Genomic DNA, 15,274 nt, shown 5'->3' with positions numbered 1-15,274 from the left:
TTTGGATAACCATCAGCTAAATATTATGAGAGCACTTCTTTTTGTTTGTATTCTTTTTACGTCATGCAACATCAAATCAAACAGCGAGAGCACGGAAAAGGTTGACTTGCTCATTGGCACCTATACGGACTCAGGTGACAGTGAAGGAATTTATGTATATACGTTCGATACAGACAGTGGTACATTAGTTTACAAAAATAAAGTTACCGGTATTGATAACCCTTCGTATCTTGCGCTTTCTCCAGATCTCAATCACGTGTATGCAGTATCTGAGTGGGGTAAAGATTCTGTGGGGACTGTATATGCTTATGATTTCGATCGACAGACAGGCCAACTGACGTTTTTAAATAAACAATCTTCAGGAGGAAACGGACCTTGTTATGTAGCGACAGATCCTACTGGGTCCTACGTCTATACAGCTAATTATGGTAGCGGTAGCCTAGCTGCAATACCGACCGAACCTGATGGCTCACTCGGCAGCGAAATTCAGGAGATTTACCATAGGGGCAATATAGTCGACGGCACAGAAGGATCGTCTCGTATGCATGCAGCAGTCGTTTCACCAGATCACAGTTTTCTATTTGTTACCAACTTGGGAACCGATAAAATTATCGGCTATCCACTTAATACAAACGCCGAGACATTTCCCTTAGACACGACGGAAGCGAGAACCGTCTCATTAGAAGACGGCAGTGGCCCGAGACATTTCACATTTCATCCAAATGGGAAATACGCATATGCGATTCACGAGCTCAACGGCAAAATAACGTTATTTGATTACAAAGACGGCAGACTAACCGAGAAGCAGCAGGTAAACATTTTACCTGAAGGTTTTGCCGATAAATTCGCAGCCGCTGATATTCACATCTCTCCTGATGGCAAGTTTCTTTACGGATCCAACAGGCTCGGACTGAATGAAATTGTTATTTTTGGGATTGACCCGGCAACCGGTGAACTCAACTTTGTGGGTCGCGAAACATCTCGCGGAAAAACACCAAGAAATTTCGTAATTGACCCGTCGGGAAAATTCCTTTTGGTTGCAAACCAAGACACAAACGACATTTTTGTCTTTAGGCGTGATGTGGAGACAGGTCTTTTAGCGCCTACACCAGAAAAAATCACTGTTGGGAATCCAGTTTGCTTAAAATTTGTATACTAATTGGCTTGACTTCGGTTAGGGTGGTAAGCAATTGGTTTGCAATCAACTCCCAATTCCATGCGTACTATTTAATTGAAATTGATAGTTAACAGCATTCTGGCTAGACGCGACTGAGGGAAAACGTCGAATCACTCTACTCCTTTATTGTTTGTTTCTAACTGCAATAACGTTCGGAATTTACAGTTGATCTATAATCCGTTTCACCTCATCCTCTGTTGCCGTGAGCTTCGCCCGGCATACTTCAATTAAAAGAGATGCTCTTTTAATCTTATCAGCCAATTCATCAACAGCAACATCACCCTTTTCTAAATGAGATATAATGGTTTGCAACTCGTCGAACGCCTCTGTATAGGTAATTTTATCTGCCATATATTTGCGGTTAAATGTTAATTGTACTTTTCACTTCGCCATCATGTAATTTAGTTACTAATGGCACTGAAGTATCGATCTGATGTTTGCTCTTGATTAACTCGCCGTTTTGATAGCTCAGGCTAAAGCCTCTCTTTAAAACGTTTTCTGGACTTAATAGGCGGACTTGTTTTTCAAGCGATTCCAAGGCTTTCGATTCCGTACGCAAATGTTGGTTTACTAAAAGATGTACAGAGTTTTCAAATGTTGACAATCTCGAAGTCTCTATCCCGATTAAATTACCGCTCGCCAACTGAAACTGCCGAGTCGCCTGATCAACCTCCGTTTTTCTGTCTTTAATATACTCTCCAATTCGGGTCTTCAGGTACTCTTCTGCGTTCAATACGGGTACCGCAAATTCATGGAAGCGTTGAATGAGTAAATCGGCAAGCTCACTCGGGGTAATCGCATTCTTAAATGCAACCATCTCACTCACGGTTTCATTGGTTGAATGACCAATACCGGTTAATACCGGCAACGGAAAGATTGCTATTTCCTTTGCTAGGTCGTAATTGTTATAACAAGACAGACCGATATCGCCGCCGCCGCCGCGAATAATAGCTACAGCATCAAATTCTTCCGTCAAGCTCGATATCGTATACAATTGCTCAATAATCGACTGAACGGCCTTATCCCCTTGCAGTAGGGCCGGGAATAGCTTATACTCAAATTTGTAATTATAAGGATTATTGTCAATGATTTTAAGGAAGTCAGCATAGCCTTTGCTCGTTTCAACAGAAATGATCGCCAAGCGTTTGGGAAGAACTGGAAATTTAAGTCTTTTATTTGCGTCAAAAATTCTTTCTTTCTGAAGTCTTGCGATTGACTCTTGTTTTTCTCGTGCCAATTCACCCAATGAGAAAGAGGGGTCAATATCTAAAATACGAAGGCTCATACCGTAAATGGGGTCAAACGAAATGTTGACGAGCATCAATACGGCCACTCCATCCTTTAGGGGTTCATTAAGAATTTCCAGAAACCGTTGATTGATACCTTGAAAATCGCTTTTCCACAGAATAGATCGCATCTCGGCAATAACTTTTCCGTCCCGCTTCTCCACCAAATCGGGATAGCAATGTCCTGAATGGGAATAGTGATTCAGCTTGTTCATTTCGGCTTTTACCCAATACGCACTACCATATCTATCGGCAAGAGTTTTCTGAATACTTTTTGCAACCTGCGACAAGCTAAAAATTTTCCGATCCATAGATTCTGTCATCAAAGAAGTCGATAAACGTAGAATTTCCTGTTATACGTCTAACAAAGATAATAATATAAAAAGACCATCTCAATGCACATTAAGATGGTCTTTTATCTAAATTATAGTATGCGCTAGTTTACCACGGGTAGAAACGAATAATTCTTGCCGTATTCCATCATTTGCTCAAAAAATGATGTTGGATATTCCAACTTGACATCTACAACCTTGCCGTCTTGCGTTTCTGCGACTAAACGAGGTTGAATAAAGCCTTTGTAGGGTTTAAGGTTTAAGCTTTCATAGCGTTCCAACACTTCTTTATGAAGCTCATGGTCTACCTTTACTCCATAAGTTTCTACAAGGGCCTTGCCTGCTTCATAATCGCCTTCCGATTTAATTCGCTGAATCTCTGCAAGTAATTTGCCGAACAGCTCCCGTAGCTTCTCGTAGTCATTGATTTGAACATAGGTTTTATCGTCTTTTTTTACGAACTCAACCACATTATCAGCCTTTCCTTTTTCATATACCCAGTAGGCGTTCAGGGCACGATTACGCATATGTGATTCTTCAATATTATCACCTAATTTTAAACGCGATAGCTGCGTCATCAAACCGTTCATCATGTAGCTATCGTATTCAGCCTTACCGACCTCTAATGTTTCCATGACGCCGATGTCGATCAACTTTTCATCCAGTAGATAATACAGGGCTACCAAATCGGCCCGCGCTTCTTCCAATGTAGAAGCATAAGTTTTTAGTGTTTTATCAGGTGTACCCACGCCTGGATTGATCTGCCCCGATGCATGACCAATACATTCGTGCATATCTGTGTGAAGGTCGCTAGCTAGATTTCCATGCTTCTTCATTCGATCAATCACCGCTTGATCGGCCACAAACTCTTCAAGGAAGCCACTGTTAGCGCTGCTCTCATTATAAGCGTGAATAATATTGCTGAGAGAAACAGATTTAGAACCATATTCTTTGCGAATCCAATCTGAGTTTGGCAGGTTAATTCCGATCGGCGTGCTTGGAGCTGCATCGCCAGACTCAACAATCACAGTGATTGCTTTTGCACTGATACCTTTTACTTCGGCCTTCTTGTGCTGTGGAAGTAAAGGCGAATTGTCTTCAAACCATTGTGCTTCGTCGGCAATGGCTTTAATTCGTTTGGTCGTTTCGAAATCACGTAAGGAAAGGACACTTTCAAAACTTCCTTTGATACCCAAAGCATCATTATAAACTTCTATAAAACCGTTGGCAAAGTCAATTACGCTGGTTGTATCTTTGACCCATGATATATTATATTCATCCCAGATTTTCAGGTCGCCTGTTTTATAATACTCGATCAATAATTCCAACGAGTTTTTTTGTTGGTCATTTTCAGCAACGGTTACTGCCTTTTCAAGCCAGAAAATCATCTTATCAATAGCAGCGCCGTACATCCCTCCCGACTTCCAAACTTTTTCCACAACTTGGCCGTCTTCTTTAACAACCTTACTGTTTAGCCCCCATTCAGGTTCATGGTCGCTTTGTGGAAAACTAGCGTAAAACTCTTCAACTTCGCTTGCACTAACGCCTTCGTAAAAATTATTTGCAGATTCTTTAACATTATCGACGCCTGCCGTTAGGTTAACCATCTTAGGCATAAAGGTGGCATCAAAGATTATCGGTTCTATTTTCGTAATAAATTCATCAACGGATTCACCTTCTTGAAGGGGAAGCAATGTGGAATCTGCAGCCTTTACCAGACTAACGAAATAGTCTTTGCTGAAATTAGGGGCAAATTTATCGTTGGAATAGTGATGATAAACGCCATTAGCAAACCATACTTGGCCAGAATAGGTTCTAAAAGAATCCCAATCAGCGTGGTTCTTATCCGTCTCGTCATTTGCCCAAATACTTTCAATAGTTTTACGAACCATTAAGTTGTATTTACCGCGTTGATCATAGATAATATCTCTTCCCGAGAGCGACGCTTCATATAAATAATAGGCTAGCTCCTTTTGTTTGGCATCGAGGTTTTCCCAACCAGGCACTTCGTAAGTTAAGATTTGCAGATCGGCAAATTCACGATCATTTGTGGATGGCGATGAGGAAACGTCATTTTGACCTTCTTTGCACGAGGCAGAAAAAATCAAAACGCAAAGGATGCTTGTAATACTTAAAAAAGATTTACTGTTCATTGGTTGTTTTTTTAATTAGGAAATCTGCTTTTTTATTTTTTTCTTAGAAACTCTGTCCTAAGGACGACCTTCATTTTGTCGACTTTGCAATCTACTTCATCCTCGTCATCTGTTAAACGAATATTCTTAATGACTGTTCCCTTCTTTATCGTTAACGACGAACCTTTTACTTTTAGGCTTTTAATGGTAACAACAGTATCCCCATCATTTAGTGGATTGCCATTACTATCTTTTACTTCCATGAATGGTGTTTTATTAAATTGATATTATTGACTCCCAAAAGTAATATAAAATTGCGAAATTAATAAGTTTTGATCCGACTCGCACTGGCTTCCCAATGAGATATAGTTTAATCAACTAAGTAACAAAGGGTTAATATTCGACTTAAAACTTTTCTTACTTTTCATTTGTCTTCTATGCAAGAAAAAACAATTTTGTTATGTTAAAGAATTTAGAAAACCTAGTGCGGGAAAATGCACAAGCGGCCATTGTTGATAACAATGAGATTCCAAATGAAAAAAACGAAGCGGCTATTGAAGCGGCTTCTACGTCGATCATAGACGTGCTACGCCAAAAGGTATCTTCGGGTGATATTAATGGTTTGGTCAACTCCTTTAAAAACCCTTCAGAACAGAGCGCTACAGCAAATCAAGTTAGCGATACATTTACAAATAAATTACAGGGGTTGGGAATTAATATGGACTCTGCAAAAGCGGTGGCAGCGTCTATTATACCTGCAATTTTAGCTAAATTTAATCAAAAGACAAATGACCCGAACGACAGCTCATTTGACTTTCAGGATATCGTAACACAAGTGGCGGGTCCAGATGGCAAATTCCAACTTTCAGACCTGACCAACCTTTTCAATCAAGGAGGTAATTCGTCGACTGAATCATCCGATCAAAACAAAGAAAATGGCGGAGGCTTTATCGATAAAATGAAAGATATGTTTTAACAGAAATCATTTTTCTGTTAAATACTGTTAAATAGCACCTTTTTTTAGGTGCTATTCTTTTATAAAAATGATTTTGCACGGTCTTTGTACTTTTTCGTCTGTAATCAACAAAAAGTGATATGAAAACTAAATATTTGTTCCTATTCACAGCCGCCGTCATGGTTGTTTTGAGCTCATGCGGCGCAAAAAAGAAACTGCAAGACGCAGAGAATAGATATTCTCAGCTTGACAGTAGTTATAGAATGACTCAACAGGAGTTAGCGCAATACAAGGATTCTACCAGTCGGTATAAAAACGAAAATGAACGCCTTGAAAGTTTATTGCAAGATCAGAAGTCTAGCAATAACCAGATGGTAGAGCAATTGAAGAACCTTTCAGTAATTTCAAGTTCACAGGCTGAAAGTATCAACAAGTCCTTGGAAAATATCAGCAACAAGGACGCATACATTCAAGATTTACAGTCCGCTATTTCTCGTAAAGATTCATTAAACATGGCGCTCGTAATGAATCTAAAAGGAGCAATCGGAAATTTAGATGACGAAGACATCAATATTAAAGTTGATAAAGGTGTTGTTTACATTGATATTTCGGATAAGCTCTTGTTCAAAAGTGGAAGTTATGAACTCAGCGGAAGAGCCCCAGAGGTACTCGGCAAAGTAGCAAAAGTATTGGCGAACCAGCCTCATATTGAGTTTTTGGTCGAGGGACACACCGACAATGTGCCTTATAGAAAAGGAGTCTTGTTAGACAATTGGGACTTAAGTGTAAAAAGAGCTACTACGATTGTACGGGTTCTTCAGGACACTTATAACTTAGATCCTGCTAGAATGACCGCGGCTGGTCGCGGCGAGTACGTTCCGATTGCAAGCAATGCAACTGAAGACGGAAAGGCCGAAAATAGAAGGACCAGAATTGTGATTCTCCCGGAACTCGATCAGTTCTTTAAACTACTCGAGACTCCACAAAAATAAAATTAATCAAAAAGTTCTTCGTTCAATCAGCGAAGAACTTTTTGATTACTTTGAAAATGACCATTTAAGATAATTGATACTCTTATTTACCATCAGGTATTTTTTCTCATAATACGTCTTTATAGAAAGAATATCGTCAAGAATTGCGTCGTGGTACAGATCCTCCGTTGCTTCAAGGACGGTCTCTTTCCTTTCATGCAGTTTACCGAGAGTATATTGATACAAGCCGTCATTATCCGTTTTCAAATGAATAAATCCATTTGGAATCAGGATTTCCTGATATTTATCTAAAAAACGATCCGAAGTAAGACGTTTCTTTTCCCTGCCTAATTGTGGTTGCGGGTCTGGAAACGTTATCCATATTTCTGAGACTTCTCCCTGTGAAAAATAAGTAAGGATATCCTCAATTTGGATTCTGAGAAAAGCCACATTCTGAATCCCCTCTTCAATAGCAGTCTTTGCACCCCTCCAAATTCTATTACCTTTATAATCGATACCAATAAAATTTCTTTCAGGAAACGCCTTTGCCATATTCACTGAATATTCCCCTTTCCCACAAGCTAATTCAAGAACAATCGGCTTATTGTTTCTAAAGTGTTTCATGGCCCACTGTCCTTTGTTGATTGCTCCAGCCTCAAGTTGATATACATTTGGGAAGGTCCCGATTTCCGCGAATTTCCTTAACTTATCTTTACCCATTGTGAGTCTTGTATATGATTATTTGTTTCTGCCGACAAAATTAATTTTATCTTTGGATATACGCTTTAAAATATGGAAAAAGACGCTAAAATATACATTGCGGGGCATCGCGGGATGGTTGGCTCGGCGATCCATCGAAATTTAATTCAAAAAGGCTATTCTAATTTTATCTTGCGAACGTCGAGCGAACTTGATTTGAGGAACCAACAGCAGGTAAGTAACTTCTTTGAAGAAGAAAAACCCGACTACGTTTTTTTGGCAGCGGCTAAAGTAGGTGGCATCCATGCTAACAACACGTACCGAGCAGAATTCCTCCATGACAATTTATGTATACAGAACAACGTTATCCATAGTTCGTTTATCAACGGAGTCAACAAGCTTTTATTTCTTGGATCTAGCTGTATCTATCCTAAACTAGCTCCGCAGCCGTTAAAAGAAGAATATTTATTAACGGGCAAATTAGAGCCGACCAATGAGCCTTATGCGATTGCCAAAATAGCCGGTATTAAGCTCTGTGAAGCGTATCGTGATCAATATGGATGTAATTTCATATCTGCTATGCCTACCAATCTATATGGTAAAAATGACAACTATCATCCCGAAAACTCCCACGTATTACCAGCTCTTATCCGACGTTTTCATGAAGCGAAAATACATCAAAAAGAACAAGTAGTTATTTGGGGGACAGGCACGCCTCTACGTGAATTTTTGAACGCAGATGATATGGCTGACGCCTGCGTTTTCCTAATGACCCATTACGATGGGAAAGAGTTTGTTAATATAGGTTCAGGCATCGATATCTCTATTCGCGACTTAGCCGAATTGATTAAAACTACGATTGGGTATACAGGAAATATAAGCTTTGACTCTAGTAAGCCTGATGGGACACCTCGCAAACTCATGGATGTTTCAAAACTGACTGAGTTAGGCTGGCAATATAAGATTGATCTGAAGCAGGGTGTCAGAGCAGCGTATAAAGATTTCCTAGGGAATTAATAGGTCTCACTATCCGGGGGGATACCGTAATCGCGCTGTTTTCTTTTCTTTCTCTTCTTGCCTTCTGACGGACGAATAATGGTAGCCAGTTTATTAATGAAGCTGGTAAGGCGATCCTGATTGATAGCTCCTGCAGCCTTCTGTGATGCAAGGAGTAGAAGTGTCTTCTTAATAAATCCCGCTTTTCTAAATAGAACTCGATTGAAAATTACTGGTAGGCCAACACGGAGCGCCTTCGTTAACCAATCGGATTGATCATTATCTCCTTTTAGCTTGCGCGATATATTATTGGGGGTAGGGCGCCATGAAGTGAATCTTTTAATGAACCGTACAGGAGCCTCCACTTTATACTGTAACAATCCCATCTGATCCCCTAGGTAACCTTCCTGTTCTTTCTTTAAAGATTCTAGTCGCGCTATTTCCGCTCGCAATTCATCTAGGTTAGTAATATTTCTATTTGTCGCCATCAGTTTCGTTCCATTTTTTTAGTAGTTTCCGTATAGAAAGATTCATTAATCCTTTTTCGACACCACCTTTTGAAATTAAAAGAATAATAATCAGAAGTAGGTAAACACCGGCTAATGCTAAAAATCCGAGTGCATCACTATCGAATAAATCTCCAAAATAGAAGCCGAGCCCAATGCTTGCAAACAAAAGAATAAAGACGGCAAATACCAGCATTAACCCATCAGTAATAACGGTAGCGATGACGCTGGAAATTTTTTCGACGATCTTTAGAATCGTTATATTCTTTGTATTTTCAAGGTATTCTTTAAACTTCTGGATTGTTCCATGAAGTGAGAATTTTTGGTCTTCCATAGTGTGTTTTTTAAGAGGAACCTACGCTCGATACGTTCCTCTTTCATTTATATTCAGGCGTGTTCGTCAATCTCACTTTCCAGATTATCGACCCCACGGTCTACTTTACCTCTTATCGTAGAGACAAGCTTGTCTTTCAGCTCGTTTAAATGTTCCTTTTGTTCTGCTGAGCGTTCTTTGATAGCATCGCCTAGATCTTTCAATGATTCATTTAATTTCTCACGTGTGTCTGCACCCTTTTCTGGTGCGAAAAGCAAACCCACCGCAGCTCCCGCAGCCAATCCTGCTAATAGCGCCGCTACTACTTTTGCGTTATCATTCATAAGGTTGTTCTTTAAAAATTGTTGAATAATCTTTATTTAATAATACAAATTTTATTACAAACTGTTTGCCAAAAAAGCCAAACTAATTGTAAACACCACATTTTGAGAATAAAAAAAGAGGCCACCCGATGGATGGCCTCTTTAAACGATTTATGATTTAGTCTTAGATAACTTTAACATTTACCGCATTAAGTCCTTTTTTGCCTTGCTCTACGTCGAAACTTACGTTATCGTTTTCACGTATGCTGTCAATTAGACCTGTTGAATGAACAAAGATTTCACTCTCTCCGGAATTAGGGATGATGAAACCGAAACCTTTAGTTTCATTAAAGAATTTTACTACTCCTTCTTGCATGATTTTAAATATAATATTAATAAAGTACAAACATGCACAAAAAATATCTATAAACAGAAATTCTGACAAAATTATATTTTAAGAAAAAGCAAATAACACGTCATTTTTTAGCGACTCGCATCTATTGACCATCTCCATATTTAAAAAAAGTATTGACGGTAACCGGCAACTTTCCGGTAGCTTCAATTTCTCTCAAAATCACCTTTGCTGCAGCCCGTTGTAAAGTTTCGTCGTTCTGATAGCCTATCATCAGCGAGTTAGCAGCTTCGATCCCAGGCAAGGATGCTAGTGTATAAGGATTCGCAAACAAAACAAAATGAGCACTCGTACTTGCGAGCTGGCTAATAAACAACTTAACCGTGCTATTGTAACGGAGTGTACTACCTGGTCTTGTCCTAGAATCATGTAAGGCGACGATCACCTGATCGTAGTTCCTTAGCGCAGAACTCACCCTTGAAACTTCATCGGCGGTAGCATTTTCGCTTAGAAGGAATGGAAGTTCATTGTCTAAACGATCGTTGAGAATTCTCTGGAATGGGCTAAGCTCATTTGTGCCAATACTAATAATTGCTGTTTTTCGAGTGAACGAAAGCTCAGACAGTTTCCTTTTTCCTTTCAACACCGTAATTGCGTGATCAGCTAATGTTTGGCTTAATTGCAAAGACGCTCGCCTGTTAAGATCGGAATACAGGTTCTGAAGATTTACAGGCTTAATATTATCCAAGCCCAACCAATATTTCGATGCTAATACTTTTTTAACACGGCGCTCTAGGTCGTCTTTATCGATGCGCTTCTGACGAACTGCTTTACGAACTGCTTTAATCGCACGTTTACTATCTTGTGAAAGTTCAAGGATGTCATTTCCCGCGATGATAGCACGAACATCAGCTTCGCCATTTTTAAAGTATTTGACTACACCTCGCATGTCCATCGCATCCGTAAATGTGAGGCCTTTAAACCCTAATTCGCCTTTTAGTATCTCACTAATCACCTTTTCGGACAAAGACGAGGGCAAATTAGGCGTATTGTCTAAGCTTGGAATATTCATATGAGCGACCATGACGCCCGACGCCCCTTCTTTAATTAGTTCTCTAAATGGATACATTTCGAGAGAATCGAGCCGCTCGCGACTGAAGGAAAGTACCGGCAGATCATGGTGCGAATCTACATCAGTGTCGCCGTGTCCTGGAAAGTGCTTCAACGATACAATGATGCCCTCATCCATCATTCCTTTCATATAGGCTCCTCCTTTTCGAGTAACATTTCTTTTATCCTCTCCAAAAGAACGATAATTTATCACCGGATTCCGTGGATTGTTATTTACATCGACAACAGGTGCGAAATTCACAGTCAAGCCCAAACGCTTAAAATCTTTTGCTATTTCGCGACCCATCCGATAAATGAGATCATTATCTTGTATCGCGCCTAGAGCCATCTGGTAAGGATAAGAAACGGTAGAATCAGGCAAACGCATACCTAAACCCCACTCTCCATCAAGTGCGAACAAAAGAGGAACTTCAGAAACAGCCTGATATTCATTGATCAGGTTAGCATGCCTAACCGGTCCTCCCTGGAATAACACAACTCCACCCAACCCTTCTTTCTTAATGACTTTAGCGACTGAGTCGATATAATTTTGTCCCAAATTCGTATGAGCTCTAACCATAAAAAGTTGCGCGATTCGCTTCTTTTTATTCAATTTATTGTATACGGAGTCTACCCAGTCGTGCTGGCTATTAATAAACTCAACGAAATTCGGTCGCTGTTGACCTGAAACAAGACTATTAAAAGATAAAAACAGTCCGACCAAAAATACCAGCCTAATTTTCATAACATTTTTATAATGACGTCAAAGATAACAAGCAAGTATCAATAAATCCCAATCTGGTGTGAGAAAAACATTGTTGTAACTTTCATTACAATGCTGCTATTTAGATGAAAAAAAACAATAAGTCAACTTAAAGAGCTAACATTTTATTAATAGCTACATGATATTATTAAAAATATAGCAATTTATATGGAGATTTATAAATAATAATCACTACATTTGTATCTTTGGCAATTCAAAAGACAATGGAATTATTATTAAACGATACATATCATGCCTTGCAGGCTCCATTACGGACGCCGCATGCTGGTATTTATGATCCTCGTTCTATTGATAATTTAACCTTTAGAGTCCGACGACCGCTAAAGCCAAGGGCTTAGTATTTGGCAATCTTTCTTCATCTTCCATAGATAAGCCCCGTCTACTGGAAGCTCTCACAAAAAATATTTAGTAAACAATTGTAATTAACAATTAATGAGTCTTTGTCAATGAATCTTTCAGATTTTGTTGTGATCCCCGCGACGGAGCAACATATCAAGTATGCAGAGCAAATATGCGATGAAATGGCCGAATCGGCAAAAGCACGTGGTACGGGTATAGCTCGTAGGAAACCTGAATATGTCAGTCAGAAAATGCGGGAAGGTAAAGCCGTAATTGCTTTAACTAGAGAAGATTCCCTCTGGGCTGGCTTCTGTTATATTGAAACATTCAGTCACGGCGAATATGTTGCAAATTCAGGTTTAATAGTAAACCCGGAATATCGGAATGTTGGATTAGCCAAAGCCATTAAAAAACGGATTTTCAACCTTTCGAGAGAAAAATATCCGAAGTCTAAAATTTTTGGACTGACGACGGGCTTTGCTGTTATGAAAATCAACTCAGATTTAGGTTATGAGCCTGTCCCCTATTCAGAATTAACTCAAGACGAAGAATTTTGGAAAGGCTGCCAAAGCTGTGTAAATTACGATGTTTTGCAAAGTAAAGGCCGCAAGAATTGTCTTTGCACTGCTATGCTTTGGGATCCGGCGGAAAAGGAAAAAGAAATCCGCCTGAAAATTGAGGAAAAAGCGCGTGCGCGAGAACGTCTAAAGCAAATAACAAAGAAATCGTCACTCCTGAAGAGACTTGGAATAAAGCTCCGGCGGTCAACAAAAATGATTTTTACAATGATTCTGCATTAAAACATAAATTTAGCAATGAAGAAAAAAGTAGTATTAGCATATAGCGGAGGTCTTGACACCTCTTATTGTGTCGTTTATTTAACGCGTGAACTAGATCTAGAAGTACATTCTGTTTTGGTGAATACAGGTGGCTTTACTGAGGACGAATTAAAACAAGTTGAAAAACGCGCCTATGCGATGGGTGTAACATCCCATCATACCGTCGACGAGTCTGAAAACTATTACGAATCAAGTATCAAATATTTAATCTTCGGTAATGTTCTTAAAAATGCGACATACCCTCTCTCAGTAAGCGCAGAACGTGTTTCGCAAGCAACAGCAATCGCTAAATACGTTCAAGAAATTGATGCCGACTATGTGGCACACGGCAGTACCGGAGCTGGGAATGACCAAGTCCGATTCGATATGATTTTCAATATATTGATACCGAATATTGAGATTATCACACCGATACGAGATAAGAAACTGAGCCGGGAAGAAGAAATAGCATACCTGCAGCAGCACGGAATAGAGCTGAATGCAGAAAAAGCTAAATATTCAATTAATAAAGGGATTTGGGGAACCTCTGTTGGAGGAAAAGAAACATTAACATCCGACCAAACATTACCGGAAGAGGCATGGCCAACTCCTTTAACAGCTAAAGAAAAAAGGACTGTGCGAATTGATTTCGAACAAGGAGAGCCTGTAGGATTAGACGGCGAACGACTAAAACCGGTTTCCTTGATTCAGAGATTACAAGAAATCGCCCAGCCTTATGGCATCGGTCGAGATATTCACGTCGGCGATACGATTATTGGAATAAAAGGCCGAGTAGGCTTTGAAGCGGCTGCTCCTATCATCATTATTAAAGCACACCACACCTTAGAAAAACATACACTAACAAAATGGCAATTGAGCTGGAAGGACCAACTTGCCGGATTCTATGGTAACTGGCTACATGAAGGACAGTTCCACGATCCAGTTATGCGCGATATCGAGGCGTTTTTAACCAGTTCACAACAGGTTGTAAACGGCACTGTTTCGATCGAACTAAACCCACACCGCTTCCATATAATTGGGATTGAGTCTGAAAACGATTTGATGTCTAATAAATTTGGCAGTTATGGTGAAATGAATAATGCATGGACAGGAGACGATGTGAAAGGCTTCTCTAAGATTTTTGGGAATCAGGTCATGATTTGGCATAAAGTGAATAAAGGAGGTGAGAAATGAGTAAACAGCCACTGAAAGTAGGTGTCGTCGGATCTGCAGGCTACACTGGCGGCGAATTGATTAGATTACTTTTAAATCACCCGTCGGTAGAAATAGCCTTCGCTCACAGTGAAAGCAATGGTGGTAACCCGATATCCGACATCCATCTGGATTTGTTGGGGGAGACCGATCTCCATTTCTCAACGAGCCTTAATCAGGATATTGATGTATTGTTCTTATGCGTAGGACATGGCAATGCACGAAAATTCTTATCAAATCATAAAATATCGGAAGAGGTTCGCATCATTGATTTAAGTCAGGACTTCAGGTTAAAAGACAATGCGCATTTTGAGGGTCGTGAGTTTGTGTACGGGTTGCCTGAGCTACAGCGAAGGGCAATTCAATCTGCCAAGAATATTGCTAACCCTGGCTGCTTTGCGACTACAATAGAATTGGCTTTATTGCCGCTGGCTCAAAATGACTTGATACAAAGCGAAGTTCATGTGAATGCAACGACTGGGGCTACCGGCGCAGGTCAGAGTCCAAGCTCTACAACGCATTTTAGCTGGCGGAACAATAACTTATCCACCTATAATATGTTTCAGCATCGACATTTGGCAGAAATAGGTGAGGTTCTTTCCCAGCCATCGATGCCACGTCCACAAATTAACTTTATACCACAGCGAGGTGACTTCCCCCGCGGCATATTCGCAACGAATTACCTGAAAAGCGACTTGAGTATTGAGGAAGCTTATGACCTATATGAAACCTACTACGCAGATCATCCTTTTACACATGTAAGTAAAAGAAATATTGACTTGAAGCAAGTCGTTAACACCAATAAGTCGTTGTTGCATCTCGTTAAACATGAAGATCTGTTACTCATTATCAGCATGACCGACAATCTCCTCAAAGGAGCAAGCGGTCAGGCAGTACAAAACATGAACTTAATGTTTGGTTTCGAAGAAAAAACAGGACTGAATTTGAAATCTATTGTATATTAGAAAC

The 15,274-nt window shown here is 39.8% G+C and carries 17 protein-coding genes; 7 read left to right on the top strand and 10 right to left on the bottom strand.

Annotated elements, in window-relative coordinates; genetic code table 11:
• Positions 1 to 25 precede the first annotated feature (25 nt).
• Positions 26 to 1,159: a lactonase family protein gene (locus WKR92_RS07080; protein WP_375557122.1), complete on the top strand. Its 1,134-nt coding sequence runs from the start codon at positions 26 to 28 to the stop codon at positions 1,157 to 1,159.
• 177 nt (positions 1,160 to 1,336) lie between these two features.
• Here the strand turns inward: WKR92_RS07080 and xseB are convergent, their stop codons facing one another.
• From xseB to WKR92_RS07060, 4 genes are all read right to left on the bottom strand, one after another.
• Positions 1,337 to 1,528, bottom strand: a complete 192-nt coding sequence (xseB, locus tag WKR92_RS07075) for an exodeoxyribonuclease VII small subunit (RefSeq protein ID WP_375557121.1) — start codon at positions 1,526 to 1,528, stop codon at positions 1,337 to 1,339.
• Positions 1,529 to 1,538: 10 nt separating this feature from the next.
• Positions 1,539 to 2,774: an exodeoxyribonuclease VII large subunit gene (xseA, locus tag WKR92_RS07070; RefSeq protein WP_375557120.1), complete on the bottom strand. Its 1,236-nt coding sequence runs from the start codon at positions 2,772 to 2,774 to the stop codon at positions 1,539 to 1,541.
• 125 nt (positions 2,775 to 2,899) lie between these two features.
• Positions 2,900 to 4,948, bottom strand: coding sequence for a dipeptidyl-peptidase 3 family protein (locus WKR92_RS07065; protein WP_375557119.1), 2,049 nt, complete (start codon positions 4,946 to 4,948; stop codon positions 2,900 to 2,902).
• A gap of 32 nt (positions 4,949 to 4,980) precedes the next feature.
• The gene (locus WKR92_RS07060; RefSeq protein WP_375557118.1) at positions 4,981 to 5,190 is read right to left on the bottom strand and encodes an alkylphosphonate utilization protein; all 210 of its coding nucleotides are present in this window, start codon (positions 5,188 to 5,190) and stop codon (positions 4,981 to 4,983) included.
• A gap of 197 nt (positions 5,191 to 5,387) precedes the next feature.
• Here WKR92_RS07060 and WKR92_RS07055 point away from each other — a divergent pair, with 197 nt between their 5' ends.
• Together WKR92_RS07055 and WKR92_RS07050 are read left to right on the top strand one after the other, a co-directional pair.
• On the top strand, positions 5,388 to 5,903 hold the full coding sequence (locus WKR92_RS07055; RefSeq protein WP_375557117.1) for a hypothetical protein: 516 nt from the start codon (positions 5,388 to 5,390) through the stop codon (positions 5,901 to 5,903).
• Positions 5,904 to 6,022: 119 nt separating this feature from the next.
• Positions 6,023 to 6,874 (top strand): OmpA/MotB family protein, encoded by an 852-nt coding sequence (locus tag WKR92_RS07050; RefSeq protein WP_375557116.1) that lies wholly within the window; start codon positions 6,023 to 6,025, stop codon positions 6,872 to 6,874.
• Positions 6,875 to 6,919: 45 nt separating this feature from the next.
• On the opposite strand, the gene trmB is transcribed toward WKR92_RS07050, so the two are convergent.
• Positions 6,920 to 7,573, bottom strand: a complete 654-nt coding sequence (gene trmB / locus WKR92_RS07045) for a tRNA (guanosine(46)-N7)-methyltransferase TrmB (protein WP_375557115.1) — start codon at positions 7,571 to 7,573, stop codon at positions 6,920 to 6,922.
• Between the two features lie 72 nt (positions 7,574 to 7,645).
• Between trmB and fcl the strand changes: the two genes are divergently transcribed.
• Positions 7,646 to 8,569: a GDP-L-fucose synthase gene (gene fcl, locus WKR92_RS07040; protein ID WP_375557114.1), complete on the top strand. Its 924-nt coding sequence runs from the start codon at positions 7,646 to 7,648 to the stop codon at positions 8,567 to 8,569.
• Here the strand turns inward: fcl and WKR92_RS07035 are convergent.
• The 5 genes from WKR92_RS07035 to WKR92_RS07015 form a co-directional block, all read right to left on the bottom strand.
• Positions 8,566 to 9,036, bottom strand: coding sequence for a hypothetical protein (locus tag WKR92_RS07035; RefSeq protein ID WP_375557113.1), 471 nt, complete (start codon positions 9,034 to 9,036; stop codon positions 8,566 to 8,568). The genes fcl and WKR92_RS07035 overlap by 4 nt on opposite strands.
• A complete protein-coding gene (locus WKR92_RS07030; RefSeq protein WP_375557112.1) occupies positions 9,023 to 9,388 on the bottom strand; it encodes a hypothetical protein in 366 nt (121 codons plus the stop codon). The genes WKR92_RS07035 and WKR92_RS07030 overlap by 14 nt, the downstream gene beginning before the upstream one ends.
• A 53-nt stretch (positions 9,389 to 9,441) precedes the next feature.
• A complete protein-coding gene (locus WKR92_RS07025) occupies positions 9,442 to 9,711 on the bottom strand; it encodes a YtxH domain-containing protein (protein WP_375557111.1) in 270 nt (89 codons plus the stop codon).
• Positions 9,712 to 9,874: 163 nt separating this feature from the next.
• Complete coding sequence (locus WKR92_RS07020) at positions 9,875 to 10,066, bottom strand: cold-shock protein (RefSeq protein ID WP_118193652.1); 192 nt, start codon at positions 10,064 to 10,066, stop codon at positions 9,875 to 9,877.
• Between the two features lie 121 nt (positions 10,067 to 10,187).
• Positions 10,188 to 11,897 carry a glycoside hydrolase family 3 protein gene (locus WKR92_RS07015; RefSeq protein WP_375557110.1) on the bottom strand — a complete coding sequence of 570 codons (1,710 nt, stop codon included), beginning with the start codon at positions 11,895 to 11,897 and terminating at the stop codon, positions 10,188 to 10,190.
• 485 nt (positions 11,898 to 12,382) lie between these two features.
• Here WKR92_RS07015 and WKR92_RS07010 point away from each other — a divergent pair, with 485 nt between their 5' ends.
• From WKR92_RS07010 to argC, 3 genes are read left to right on the top strand one after another with little or no spacing between them, the layout of a single operon-like run.
• The gene (locus WKR92_RS07010; protein WP_375557109.1) at positions 12,383 to 13,075 is read left to right on the top strand and encodes a GNAT family N-acetyltransferase; all 693 of its coding nucleotides are present in this window, start codon (positions 12,383 to 12,385) and stop codon (positions 13,073 to 13,075) included.
• Between the two features lie 15 nt (positions 13,076 to 13,090).
• Entirely contained in the window at positions 13,091 to 14,287 is a 1,197-nt protein-coding gene (gene argG / locus WKR92_RS07005; RefSeq protein WP_375557108.1) for an argininosuccinate synthase, read from the top strand.
• The gene (gene argC / locus WKR92_RS07000; protein ID WP_375557107.1) at positions 14,284 to 15,270 is read left to right on the top strand and encodes an N-acetyl-gamma-glutamyl-phosphate reductase; all 987 of its coding nucleotides are present in this window, start codon (positions 14,284 to 14,286) and stop codon (positions 15,268 to 15,270) included. The genes argG and argC overlap by 4 nt, the downstream gene beginning before the upstream one ends.
• Positions 15,271 to 15,274 lie beyond the last annotated feature (4 nt).

Origin of the sequence: Albibacterium profundi (genome assembly GCF_042159835.1) — a bacterium.
Classification (GTDB): domain Bacteria; phylum Bacteroidota; class Bacteroidia; order Sphingobacteriales; family Sphingobacteriaceae; genus Albibacterium; species Albibacterium profundi.
This window is presented reverse-complemented; position numbering and strand designations above follow the sequence as displayed.